The sequence below is a fragment of the uncultured Acetatifactor sp. genome (assembly GCF_948601915.1).
Classification (GTDB): Bacteria; Bacillota; Clostridia; order Lachnospirales; family Lachnospiraceae; genus Acetatifactor.
In genome coordinates, this window is record NZ_CAPDXS010000035.1 from 3,707 (window position 1) to 15,618 (window position 11,912).

The 11,912-nt window shown below is 58.2% G+C and carries 12 protein-coding genes; all 12 read right to left on the reverse strand.

Annotated elements, in window-relative coordinates:
* Positions 1-131: 131 nt before the first annotated feature.
* Positions 132-1,577 carry a HAMP domain-containing sensor histidine kinase gene (locus tag Q2B33_RS07975; protein ID WP_330688372.1) on the reverse strand — a complete coding sequence of 482 codons (1,446 nt, stop codon included), beginning with the start codon at positions 1,575-1,577 and terminating at the stop codon, positions 132-134.
* Positions 1,578-1,667: 90 nt separating this feature from the next.
* Positions 1,668-2,366: a response regulator transcription factor gene (locus Q2B33_RS07980; RefSeq protein ID WP_296464955.1), complete on the reverse strand. Its 699-nt coding sequence runs from the start codon at positions 2,364-2,366 to the stop codon at positions 1,668-1,670.
* 25 nt (positions 2,367-2,391) lie between these two features.
* On the reverse strand, positions 2,392-3,036 hold the full coding sequence (locus Q2B33_RS07985) for a helix-hairpin-helix domain-containing protein (protein WP_300571797.1): 645 nt from the start codon (positions 3,034-3,036) through the stop codon (positions 2,392-2,394).
* Between the two features lie 252 nt (positions 3,037-3,288).
* Positions 3,289-3,723 (reverse strand): DMT family transporter, encoded by a 435-nt coding sequence (locus Q2B33_RS07990; RefSeq protein WP_296464959.1) that lies wholly within the window; start codon positions 3,721-3,723, stop codon positions 3,289-3,291.
* Positions 3,724-3,795: 72 nt separating this feature from the next.
* Positions 3,796-5,196 carry an extracellular solute-binding protein gene (locus Q2B33_RS07995; protein ID WP_300571794.1) on the reverse strand — a complete coding sequence of 467 codons (1,401 nt, stop codon included), beginning with the start codon at positions 5,194-5,196 and terminating at the stop codon, positions 3,796-3,798.
* Between the two features lie 38 nt (positions 5,197-5,234).
* On the reverse strand, positions 5,235-6,437 hold the full coding sequence (locus Q2B33_RS08000) for an aspartate aminotransferase family protein (protein WP_300571792.1): 1,203 nt from the start codon (positions 6,435-6,437) through the stop codon (positions 5,235-5,237).
* A gap of 102 nt (positions 6,438-6,539) precedes the next feature.
* Entirely contained in the window at positions 6,540-7,424 is an 885-nt protein-coding gene (gene argB, locus Q2B33_RS08005) for an acetylglutamate kinase (RefSeq protein ID WP_300571791.1), read from the reverse strand.
* A 113-nt stretch (positions 7,425-7,537) separates the two neighbouring features.
* Complete coding sequence (gene argJ / locus Q2B33_RS08010; protein WP_300571789.1) at positions 7,538-8,761, reverse strand: bifunctional glutamate N-acetyltransferase/amino-acid acetyltransferase ArgJ; 1,224 nt, start codon at positions 8,759-8,761, stop codon at positions 7,538-7,540.
* A 76-nt stretch (positions 8,762-8,837) separates the two neighbouring features.
* Positions 8,838-9,344 carry a GNAT family N-acetyltransferase gene (locus tag Q2B33_RS08015; protein WP_300571807.1) on the reverse strand — a complete coding sequence of 169 codons (507 nt, stop codon included), beginning with the start codon at positions 9,342-9,344 and terminating at the stop codon, positions 8,838-8,840.
* 102 nt (positions 9,345-9,446) lie between these two features.
* Positions 9,447-9,878 (reverse strand): pyridoxamine 5'-phosphate oxidase family protein, encoded by a 432-nt coding sequence (locus tag Q2B33_RS08020; RefSeq protein WP_300571787.1) that lies wholly within the window; start codon positions 9,876-9,878, stop codon positions 9,447-9,449.
* Positions 9,879-9,982: 104 nt separating this feature from the next.
* On the reverse strand, positions 9,983-10,723 hold the full coding sequence (locus Q2B33_RS08025; protein ID WP_300571786.1) for a Fic family protein: 741 nt from the start codon (positions 10,721-10,723) through the stop codon (positions 9,983-9,985).
* 50 nt (positions 10,724-10,773) lie between these two features.
* The gene (argC, locus tag Q2B33_RS08030; protein ID WP_300571785.1) at positions 10,774-11,832 is read right to left on the reverse strand and encodes an N-acetyl-gamma-glutamyl-phosphate reductase; all 1,059 of its coding nucleotides are present in this window, start codon (positions 11,830-11,832) and stop codon (positions 10,774-10,776) included.
* Positions 11,833-11,912: the final 80 nt, after the last annotated feature.

The following is an 11,912-nucleotide window of genomic DNA, read 5'->3' on the forward strand; positions in this document are numbered from 1 at the left end:
AATAGACCTTCATCCGGTCTGTCTCTTCCGCATCTTCCCGCCCGCAGGCCACGAGCAGCAATAGGCACATCCATGCCAGCAGACACCCTGTTATTTTCTTCATTCCGCCACTTCCTATCCTCCCAGAAAACTTACCCTTTTTCCAAAGCCGCGCTGCCGGCCGTATACGTCAGGGGGATCTTCACCGTGAAGCTGGTCCCCTCTCCCTCGATGCTGGACACGGTGATGCTGCCCCTGTGCATCAGGACGGAGCTCTTCGTGATGGCCAGCCCCAGCCCTGTGCCGCCGATTTCCCTGGAATGGGATTTGTCTACCCTGTAGAACCGTTCAAAAATATGCGCCAGAGCGTCCTCCGGAATCCCCAGCCCGGAATCACTGACCCGGAAGATGAAGTACTGGTGGTCCGCATCCAGCTCCACCCTCACCCGGCCGTGCTCCTTATTGTACTTGATGGCATTCTCCACCAGATTGGTCATGATCAGGGTCATCTTCACCTCGTCCACCTCGGCCACCACAGGACGCATGCTCTCGAAGACCACCTCCACGTCCTTTTTCCTGGCGATGGGGCGGAGGCGCTTCAAAATCAGCTCCACCAGGTCGTTCATGTCCAGCGAGGCGATGTTCAGCTCCTGGGCCTTCTTGTCCATCTTCACCAGGGCCAGGAGGTCCGTGATGATCTGGTTCTCCCGGTCTATCTCCGAGGCGATGTCCTCCAAAAATTCCCGGTACAGCTCCGCCGGAGCGTCCCTCTGGGCCAGCAGGGAGTCCGCCAGCACCTTGATGGCGGCCATAGGGGTCTTGAGCTCATGGGACACGTTCTCCACGAACTCCTGCCTGGAATTGTCCAGGGCCCGCATGCGCTTCAGCAGCTGGTTGAAGGCCTCCACGATATGGTCGGTCTCCGCATAGCCCGGCACGGAGATGCTTTCCTCCCTGTACCCGGCCTTCACCTCGCTGATGGCCTGGGACACCCGGCTGAAGGGCCTGGTCATCACCACGGACAGCACGATCGCCATGGCCGTGATGATCACGATCATCAGGCTCTCCAGAATCAACGCCTTGCGCCCCAGCACCTCCATGTTCGTCATAATGGCTTCGTTGGAGATGCTGGTCAGCATCACCGCGATGATCTCCCCGGTATCGCTGCTGGCGTCCGTGATGAGCGTCGTCATCTCGATATAGCCGTGCTCCCTGTCATAGTTGCTTGTGACCTGCCCCTGGAAGCACTTGATCACCTCCTCGGAGATGATGGTCTTCCCTTCGCTGAGCCCGTAGGTGTCCTTCAGCACCTTCAGGCCGGAGTCTATGATCATGACCCGGCCCTCGTACAGGTTCGATATCATTTCCAGCTCCGCGTCGATCACGTCCCTGTACACGCTGCTGGTATAGCCTTCCGGCTTTGTATTGAAATAATTATTGCTGATCAGATGGTTTCCCACAATCATCAATTGGTTCTGGACTGTAGAAATGCGCTGCTGTACAGAGCGCTCCTCATAGTTGCCCAGGATTCCGTATCGCATGATGACGCTGGGCACGAATCCCGCCACCAGCACCACCAGGAAGATACGCGTCTGCAAGCTGCGCAAAGAAAGAAATGCTCTCAGCTCTCCGAATATTTTTGCCACCATTTTCCCTACTCCGGTTCCGGTCAAGTTACATGCCCACGCTCAAATCTGGAAGTAGTAGCCCACGCCCCACTTCGTATGCACATACCTGGGCTCGCTGGGGTTGGGCTCTATCTTCTCCCGAAGCCTCCTGACATGCACGTCCACCGTGCGCACGTCCCCGGGGTAATCCGCGCCCCAGACCAGGTGCAGCAGGTTCTCCCGGCTGTACACCTTGTCCGGATTGGCCATCAGGAGCTCCAACAGCTCGAATTCCTTGGCCGTAAGCCCGATCTCCCGCCCGGCGATGAAGGCCCGCCTGCCCTCGCAGTCCAGCCGCATGTCCCCATGCTCCACGGTCTTCGAGGCAGCCGCCTCCCCCATGATGCGCTTGGGCTCCATGCGGCGCATAATCGCCTTGATGCGGGCCTTTACCTCCAGGATGTTGAAGGGCTTGGTGATATAATCGTCGGCGCCGTACTCCAGCCCCAGAATTTTGTCCATGTCCTCGCCCTTGGCCGTGAGCATGACGATGGGGACGCTGGAGAACTCGCGAATCTGCTGGCAGACCTCGAAGCCGGTGAGCTTTGGCAGCATCACGTCCAGCAGGATGATGTCGTACTGATTGGCCCGGGCGTATTCCAGGGCTTCCTCCCCGTCATAGGCGCAGTCCACCTGCATGTCGTCCTGCTCTAAGCTGAATCGGATTCCTTTCACGATCAGCTTCTCGTCGTCTACCACCAATGCCCTCTTTTTCGCCATGTCGCTCCCCTGCCGTTTCTGATTTCTATTTTACCGTTATCTTGTCTTTTATCTTTTCGTATGCCGCCGTCTTGATGCCGGATACCTTCATGATGTCCTCGCAAGCCTGGAACCCGCCGTTGGCCTCTCTGTAGGAGATGATATCCCGGGCCCTGCTCTCCCCGATTCCCGGCAGCGTGCAAAGCGCCGCCGCGTCGGCGGTGTTGATGTTCACCAGGCCCGATGCGCTGTCGGACTGGGCCTGGGACTCCTCCACGGCCTCTCCCTCCTTTGGGAAATACAGCTTCTGGCCGTCCGACACCCAGTCCGCCAGGTTCACGGCCTCCCGCCCGGCCTCGGCCCCAAAGCCGCCTGCCGCCTCCAGTGCATCCTCCACACGGCTTCCCTGTGGGATTTCCACCACGCCGGGATTTGCCACCGCGCCGCACACATAGACACGAATCGTCGTATCCCGGGCTTCAGAAGCGGTTTCGCCCGAAGCTGCGGACTGCGCCGCGGTCCCCGCCTGTCCCGATGCCCGGGACGCCTCCTGCTCCCCTTCCGCCGGGACGTCCGCCGCCTCCTTCGTCTCCCCGATGAGAATCGCCGTGCCCTTATCGCCGCAGCCGCAACACAACAACGCGCATGCCGTTATCAGGCATACGATTCCAAGATACCTTTTTTTCATCATAGTCCCTTTCCTTTCCAGTTCCACGCTGGTCCTTGAAAAGGGATTGCCTCTCTATGCTGACTCTTTTTATTGTATAGGAAAGCTTTGGTTTTTACAAGTGGCTTTCAGAAATCTTCATGAAAATATTTCTGATATGTTTCCTCAAAGATATGTAGGGGGAGATTCCCGGAAGAATGCCCTCACTTCGGGCATTCTTCCGGGTGAAACATAGGTTTTCTTAGCGGACGTATTTAGGCCGCTCAGAAAGTCTTTTCACACTTTCCATTTAAAAATGATGATACCGGCCACCGCCACTGCCATCCCGATGGCCTTGCGCCACTCCCAGGGCTGCCTCTCCACGCCGAACCATCCAAACAGCTCGATTACGTAAGCCACCGCCAGCTGCGCCACCACGATCAGCATCACCGCCCTGGCAGGCCCCAGCATGTCCATGCTCTTGATGACGGTATAGGTGATGAAAGCGCCGATCGCGCCGCCCAGCAGCATGTATTTGGGCTCCACCCGGAACACCTGCAGCAGATTGCTCCTGTCCGTGCAGGCCCAGGCGCCGAGACAGACCGCCAGCGCCGACAGCTGCACGAAGGCGCTGGCCGTCCAGATGCTGGAGGCCTTTGTGACCTGTGTGTTGAACACGCCCTGTACGCTCATCAGCGCCCCGGAGATCAATGCAATAAAAAATCCAATCATGGGTTCCACCTTCCTTTTCCTGCTTTCTCTTACAGTGTCTCCCATGATTGGAAAAATATGCGCCCTGTCCGCCTACCTGGAGGCGTCTATCTGCAGCTGTATCTGCGCCGCCAGCTCCTGCACCAGCGCCGTCACGTCCGCCCCGTTCCATACCTTGGAGAACAGACTCTCCAGCTGCACCCAGAAATTCCCCGTCTCCATCATCTTCGGCAGAGGGATGCTGTCCCCGTAAGCCTGCCTGAAAATCTGCAGACCCGGTTCGTCCTCCTCCGTCCCCAGCCAGGCGGGCGCCTTCCCCGTCCTGTCGTACAGGGTCTCGGCACATTCCCCTGCCAGATAGGCCGCAAAGCGGTTGGCCAGCGCCTGGTTCCTGGAGTAGCTGTTCACCGCCACGGCAGTGGTGACGGACATGGTGCGGCTCTTCAGCTCCCCGCTCACCTGGGGCAGCACGGCTATCCCGTAGTCAAATCCGATCTCCCCGTTCTCCTTCGCCCGGGCCAGCCTGGCCGCCGCGTCCGTGGTGGCGATGGTGAACACCAGCTTCCCCTGGCAGAAATCCTCTATGACGGTCTCGTAGTCCACTTTATCGGACTCTATGGAAAAGAACTGGTTCAGGGCCTTATAGACCTCCAGGCACTGAATCGTCTCCGGATTGGCGATATTTATCAGCGAGCTGTCGTCCCCCGCGTCCCCTCCTACGATCATATAGTTCCCCACGATCCAGTAGTTGTAGAAGATGTCCGACACATCCCATTTCATGACGCCCTCCACGCCCTCGGGCACATCGAAGGTATCCGCGATGTGCAGGATATCGTCCACCGTAGCGGGCACCGCGCTCTGGAAATACTCCTCCGTCTTCTGGGCCAGCAATGTCTCGTCCACCTGGATCCCGGAAGAATCCTCCCCCGGATCCTCCTGGGCCTCGCCGGACTCCAGAAGCTCCTTCGTGGCGCTCTGGGAAGCCCATTCGCGCAGATAGGTCTCATTGTACAGCAGCGCGCTGGTCTCAAAGCAGAGGGGATATGCCACCCGCATCCCCTGATAGGTCACCGCCGAAAGGGCCGCCTGGGGGAAATTCGCCTCGTTGCAGATCCCCTCCAGATCCTGCACCTGGGTGGCCAGGCCTGCCAGATAGGCCTTCTCCAGGGAATCGTGGCCGATCAGGTAGGCGTCCGGCACCTGGAGGTCACCGGCGGAGGCCTGGCTGATTGCCTCCAGGTACTCGCCCTCCGAGGTCGGCACGGGGATGACCCGCACGCCCTCCCGCTCGCCGAAGGACACGGCGGCGCTGTTGATGAAATTCGTCATCCCTTCATCGGAATACCAGAAATAAATCGTCTCTTTTTCGCTCCCCCATGTCATGGGAACTCCTGTCTCCTCCGCGTCCCCCGCGGCGAAGGTGCTTCCGTATAAAACGGCCGTCCCCATGGCCAGCACGGCAGCCACTGCGGTCAGTCTCTTTTTCAGATGCATACCAAACTCCTACTGTACTATCGGCATCGCGCCTGTCCTCAGTCCTCTTCGGACGGCTCGATGCAGCTCTCCAATATCTCGATCATCTCGTCCACGTTCTCCTTCGAGATGATAAGGGGCGGCACGAAACGAAGGATGTCCGCACCCGCATTGATCAACAGCAATCCGTTCTCCAGTGCACGCTCGATCACGTCCCGCACAGGGCAGTCGAATACCAGGCCCTGCATCAGGCCCGTTCCCCGCCTCTCTGTAATGCAGTCGTATTTCTCCTTGAGTTCCTCCAGGCGCTGCTCCAGATAGGGCGCCACCTCCCTCACATTCTCTATTATATGGTTCTCCCCGAATAAATCAAGCACTTTTTCCACTGCGGCGCAGGCCAGCGGGTTGCCGCCGTAGGTGGTCCCGTGGTCTCCCGCCGCCAGGGAATTCGCCGCCACCTTCTCCGTCATCAGGAATGCCCCCACGGGCACGCCGCAGCCCAGGGCCTTGGCCGTGGTCATGATATCCGGCTTCACGCCGTAGCGCTGCCAGGCGAACATATGGCCCGTCCTGCCCATGCCGCACTGGATCTCGTCCAGGATCAGCAGGATGTCCCGCTCCTCGCAGAGGGCCTTCACCCCCTTCAGGAACTCCTCGGTGGCGGGCACCAGGCCGCCCTCGCCCTGGACGGTCTCCAGAATAATTGCACACGTCCTGTCGTTTATCAGCTCCTCTACGCTGGCCAGGTCGTTCATTCGGGCAAATCTGACGTTGCCGATCATGGGCTCGAAGGGCTCCCGGTACTTGGGGGTGCCGGTGACGGACAGGGCTCCGAAGGTCCTGCCGTGGAAGGAATGCTCCATGGCTATGATCTCATGGTCTGTGGTGCCGTCCTTCAGATAGGCGTATTTACGGGCGGCCTTGATGGCCCCCTCCACAGCCTCCGCACCGGAATTGGTGAAGAAGACCCTGTCCATGCCGGAGACCTCCTTCAGCTTCTTCGCCGCCCGGATAGCGGGCATGTTGTAGTAGTAGTTGGAGGTGTGGATCACCTTGTCTATCTGGGCCTTTAGGGCATCATTGTACTCCTTGTTGCCATAGCCCAGGGCAAAGACGGCGATGCCGGACACGAAGTCCAGGTATTTTATGCCGTCAGTGTCGTAGAGATAGACGCCCTTTCCCTTTTCGATGACAATCTGGTAACGGTTGTAGGTGTGGAGCAGGGACTGCTCCGCCTCATCGATGTATTCCTGCATGTTCATAGTCATTCTCTCCTTATTACGCTCCCGCTGTTCGCTTGTGCTTTGCGCCGCATGTCCTTCTATGCCGCGTCCGTGCCCCTCTTTGTGCCGTGCTTTCCTTTTTTACTCTGCCTCTTCATCGTCTATGATGGCGGTGCCGATGCCCTGCTTGGTGAAAATCTCCAGCAGCAGGCAGTGGGGAATCCTGCCGTCCAGGATATGGACGCGGCTCACGCCGCCGTGCACGGCAGCGGTGCAGTTGTTGAGCTTGGGCAGCATGCCGCCGCCGATGAAGCCGCCGGATATCAGCTCGTCCGCCTGGGACGCCGTGATCCTGGAGATGAAGCCCTCCCTGGTCTCGTAATTCTTGTAGATTCCCTCCACATCCGTCAGGAATGCCAGCTTTTCCGCGTTCACAGCCTTGGCGATGGCGCAGGCCGCATCGTCGGCGTTGATGTTGTAGGTCTGGAAACGGTCGTCCAGGCCGATGGGGGCTACGATAGGAAGGAAATCTTTCTCCAGTAAATCGTATAGCACCTTGGGGTTCACATGGGTGATTTCCCCGACGAAGCCGATGTCCTGGCCGTCGGAATATTTTTTCTCCACCTGGAGCAGGCCGCCGTCCTTGCCGCTGACTCCCACGGCCTTCACGCCCAACTCCTGCACCATGGTGACCAGGTCCTTGTTCACCTTGTTCAGCACCATCTCGGCGATTTCCATGGTCTCCCCGTCCGTGACCCGCAGGCCCCCTACGAAGGTGGACTCCTTCCCTACCTTGCCCACCCATCGGCTGATCTCCTTGCCGCCGCCGTGGACGATGATGGGCTTGAAGCCCACCAGCTTCAGGAGCGTCACGTCCTTGATGACGTTTTTCTGCAGTTCCGCATTGCTCATGGCGCTGCCGCCGTATTTCACGACGATGATTTTGCGGTTGAACCGCTGGATGTACGGCAGGGCCTCGATGAGGACTTCCGCCTTCTGCAGCACTTTCTCCATGTCCTTTTCCATGGTATTGTTTCCTTTCTGATTGTCTCCAATTCTCTGTCGATTATTACATTTCGCGCCATTCGCAGACGGCAGCGCATGGCTTCCCGTCATACCGCCTGCTGCGGCACAGGAAATCAGCTACGGTAATCCGCATTTATTTTTACGTAATCATAGCTTAAATCGCAACCCCAGGCGGTGGCCTCTTCCTCTCCCATATGCATGTCCGCCAGGACTGTGACCTCCGGGTCGGACAGGATCTTCGTGGCCTCCTCCTCGCTGTAGCCACAGGCCACGCCGTTTCCATAGATATGGATCCGGCCGCTCCTGCTCTGGAAATAGAGATCCACATTTTCCGGGTCGAACTTCGCGCCGGAATAGCCCAGGGCGCAGAGAATCCGGCCCCAGTTGGCATCGTGGCCGAAGATGGCCGCCTTGGTCAGGGAGGAGCAGATGACGGATTTCGCCAGAGTCCTGGCATCCTCCTTGGTGGCGGCGCCGGTGACCTTGGTCTCGAACAGGGCCGTAGCGCCCTCTCCGTCCCCTGCCATTTTCTTCGCCAGATAGGTGGTGACGAAGTGCAGGGCCTGGCAGAAGGCATCGTAGTCCGGGCCCTCGGACGCAATCTGAGCATTGCCCGCAAGGCCGTTGGCCAGAATCAGCAGGGTATCGTTGGTGCTGGTGTCGCCGTCCACGGATATCATGTTGAAGGAATCCACTACATCGGCCCGCAGGGCTTTCTGCAGCATCTCCTTTGAGATGCATGCGTCCGTGGCCAGGAACCCCAGCATGGTGCACATATTGGGATGGATCATGCCGGAGCCCTTGCACATGCCGCCCAGGGTGACTTTTTTGCCGCCCAGCTCAAATTCCACGGCAATCTGCTTGGGCACAGTGTCCGTGGTCATGATGGCTTTTGCCGCGTCCGCCCCGGCCTCCGGCCCCTCCGCTTTCGTCTCGGTCAGCTTCCGGATGCCCTCCTTCAATCTGTCCAGGGGCAGCTGCATGCCGATGACTCCCGTGGAGGCCACCAGCACGGCATCTCCGGGAATCCCCAGCAGTTCCCCCGCACATTCGGCTTCCGCCCGGCAGCAGTCCATCCCCTGCTTTCCGGTACAGGCGTTCGCGATGCCGGAGTTGACTACGACCGCCTGGGCATAAGGGGATTCCTCCACGATTTTCCTGTCCCAGATAACCGGAGCCGCTTTCACCACGTTCGCAGTGAAAGTCCCTGCCGCCACGCAGGGCACAGTGCTGTAGACCAGCGCCATGTCCTTTCTGTTCTGATACTTTATGGCCGCCTCCACGCCTGCTGCCTGGAAGCCCTTCGCCGCGGTGATGCCGCCTTCTATCTGTTTCATGTATGTACCTCCCTAACCTCTCCCGGCTCCAAATCTCCCACCACAATCTTCCCCTGTCCGCATCATAGACAAAGGCTCACCGGTTGAACGCCGTAATATTCGCCTCGTTCAGCGTAAAATCGTAATAATTCAGATCCTCCCGCCTGGTCCAGCCGATGCGCTTCCAGAAAGCGTTCCCCACGTCGTTGGCCGTGAAGGCAATCAGGCTGACCTTGTTGATATGCTCCGCCTTCAGGGCGTTCATGCAGTAGACCACCATGGCCTTGCCGATGCCCTGTCTGCGCCAGTCCTCCCGGACGCACACATGGTACAGGCAGCCCCGCCTGCCGTCATGGCCGCAGAGTATCCCGCCCACGATTTCGCCTTCCCCGCTCATGGCCACCACGCTGGTGGCGGGATTGCGCTCCAGGAAGCGCCCCACGCCCTCCCTGGAATCGTCTATGCTGCGCATGCCGAAGCCCCGGATGGTCTTCCACAGGGCGTAGAGCCCCTGGTAATCCTCTATTGTCATGGTCTTGATTGTAAACGCTTTATCGTTCATCTCTTTCCCTGTCTTTTCCCTTTGTCTGGCCCGGGCGCTGATATCCTTCTGCCAATATCCGGCATCTGCCACAGGCTTTACCAGTATACACCGTTTCCGCTGAAAGGACAATGCTTTTTTGTCATGAAGTTCATGCCTGAAAGTTCATGCAGTAAAATCGATGTCATATCTGGTTCCGTGATGGTACAGCACGCCCTCGGTCAGGCGCACCCGCAGGAGGCAGGTGTTGGGATCCTCCTCATCGGTGTGCCCGTTGTCATACCACGCGGCGAAGGCTGTCCTGACCTTTGCCATAATCTGCGCATTGCATTCCGCCTTCACATGCCCCAGATTCTCCCCTATGCCCTGCGCCGTGAACCAGTCGCCGCAGACCGCCACGGACCGCTCCTTCCCGATGTGCCGCATCTTGTTGGAAAGGGCATAGGTCACGATGTAGAACGCCCCGTCCTCATAGTAAGCGTCCACGGTCCGCACATAGGGTTTCCCCTCATCCACCGTGGCCAGCGCCAGCAGGCTGTCGCAGCCGAACCTTTCGTCCATGATCCGCGCTGTCTCTTTCGTAAGCTTCTCTCCCATTTTCCACTCCTTTTTTTACGAAAATCCGCTTCCGGTTTCCAGACAACTGATGCCCGCGGCATCGGCTTTCCGGCATCCTCATACGCCTGCGTCGCCGGGCCGCCCTACATGAAGTACCGGCATTTGTCCAGGTAAAACGCCTGCTCCCTGCGCAGCAGCCCAACCAGCTTATCCAGGTCTTCCCGCTCTCTGTAATCCTTCAACGCCTCCAGATATTCATTCCTGTTCGCATCCTCAATCACTGCCGGCACGATTCCGCCTTTCAGGCATTCCCGGAAAAGAATCAGCCTGCCTGTCCTGCCGTTGCCGTCCTGAAACGGGTGGATGCTCTCATATCTGGCGTGGAACTCAGCAAACACGGCAATGTCCGGCGCCTTGCCATGATACCATTCCATCAGTCGATCCATCTCGGCCTCCACATTTTCAGGCCTGACCGTCTGATAGATGCCAATCATATTCGGCCTCTTTTTGTAGTCTCCGATGGCATATCCGTTGGCCCGGTCTTCGAACACGCCCGACTTCAGCTCATAGTGGAACTGCTTTATCAGCCCGGAGGACAGGGGCTGGCGGATGGTATCCAGCATTTTGTTGAACATCAGGAAATGTCCGTTCATTTCCTCCACGTCCTTCGCCCTGTAATAGTCCTCCGATCTGGGCAGCGTTCCATTGTCGAACAGCGAGGCCGTCTGCTCCTCTGTCAGCGTGCTCCCCTCAATCTTATTTGAGTTGTAGGCAAGCAGGCGCTGTGTGTACGCATATACTCCCGAGCGGTCGAACCTCTCCCGCTCGATTCTGAATCTCTCTGACAGAAAACCGGTAAAATCCTGATTTCCGCCCCCTTCCATCACGCCACCCCCCTCGCTCAATCGCCTAAATCTATACGTTTACCCGCCTTTTACGGGAAGCAGGGCACCAGCTCCAGCCCCTGGCTCTCCTCCAATCCGAACAGCAGGTTCATGTTCTGCACCGCCTGTCCCGCCGCGCCCTTCACCAGATTGTCCAGGGCTCCCATCAGGATGACCCGGCCTGTCCTTTCGTCTATGACGAAATTAATGTCCACATAATTGCTGCCCTCCACCCATTTTGTCTCCGGGCAGACGCCTTTATCCAACACCCGCACGAATTTCTCCCGCGCATAATATTTATCGTAGGCGGCACGGATCTCTTCATACGTGGGCAGCGCGCCGTCCGCGGCCCTTTTCAGCTTCGCGTACTCCGTCACCAGGATGCCCCTGTTCATGGGAACCAGATGGGGCGTGAAATTGATCGTGACCTCACGGTCCGCCGCATACCCCAGTTGCTCCTCGATCTCCGGCGTATGGCGATGGCCGGCCACCCCGTAGGCCTTGATGTTCTCGTTCACCTCGCAGAACAGATTGGGCACCTTGGCCCCCCGCCCCGCCCCGGAAGTCCCGGACTTCGCGTCCACGATCAGTGTGTCCACGTCGATCAGCCCCTCCTTCACCAGCGGGTACGCCGTGAGGATGGAGCAAGTTGTATAGCAGCCCGGATTGGCCACCAGCCTGGTGGAGGCCGTGATCTGGTTCCGGTTCAGCTCGCACAGCCCGTAGACGGCTTCCGGGATGAACTGGGGGGATTTATGTTCTATGCCGTACCATTTCTCGTACACCGCCACGTCCTTGATGCGGTAATCCGCAGATAAATCTACGATTTTTACCCTTTTCAATATCTCCTCCGTCAAAAGCCCCGCCAGATATCCCTGGGGCGTAGCCGTGAAGATCACGTCCGCCTGCTCCGCCAGCTCCTCCAGGTCGTCGTCCCTGCACACGTCATCCACGATCCGGAACATGTTCTGATATACCTCATGATACCTTTTGTCTATATAGCTGCGGGAGCCGTACCATACGATTTCCGCCTCCCTGTGGCCCATAAGTATCCGCACCAGCTCGCTGCCCGCATACCCTGTGGCCCCTATTATCCCTGCTTTGATCATCTTCCAGCACCTCCATGGTAAGTATAGCACATTTTGTATAAATGTCCACTTCTTTTTCGCATTTATGCAAATATTTATGA

Excerpts from the sequence above, each read along its gene's own strand:
- argJ (WP_300571789.1), bottom strand. The coding sequence starts at position 8,761 with ATGAAACAGATAGAAGGCGGCATCACCGCGGCGAAGGGCTTCCAGGCA.
- Q2B33_RS07995 (WP_300571794.1), bottom strand. The coding sequence starts at position 5,196 with ATGCATCTGAAAAAGAGACTGACCGCAGTGGCTGCCGTGCTGGCCATG.
- Q2B33_RS07980 (WP_296464955.1), bottom strand. The coding sequence starts at position 2,366 with ATGGCGAAAAAGAGGGCATTGGTGGTAGACGACGAGAAGCTGATCGTG.
- argC (WP_300571785.1), bottom strand. The coding sequence starts at position 11,832 with ATGATCAAAGCAGGGATAATAGGGGCCACAGGGTATGCGGGCAGCGAG.
- Q2B33_RS07990 (WP_296464959.1), bottom strand. The coding sequence starts at position 3,723 with ATGATTGGATTTTTTATTGCATTGATCTCCGGGGCGCTGATGAGCGTA.
- Q2B33_RS08020 (WP_300571787.1), bottom strand. The coding sequence starts at position 9,878 with ATGGGAGAGAAGCTTACGAAAGAGACAGCGCGGATCATGGACGAAAGG.
- Q2B33_RS08025 (WP_300571786.1), bottom strand. The coding sequence starts at position 10,723 with ATGGAAGGGGGCGGAAATCAGGATTTTACCGGTTTTCTGTCAGAGAGA.
- Q2B33_RS08000 (WP_300571792.1), bottom strand. The coding sequence starts at position 6,437 with ATGAACATGCAGGAATACATCGATGAGGCGGAGCAGTCCCTGCTCCAC.
- argB (WP_300571791.1), bottom strand. The coding sequence starts at position 7,424 with ATGGAAAAGGACATGGAGAAAGTGCTGCAGAAGGCGGAAGTCCTCATC.
- Q2B33_RS07985 (WP_300571797.1), bottom strand. The coding sequence starts at position 3,036 with ATGATGAAAAAAAGGTATCTTGGAATCGTATGCCTGATAACGGCATGC.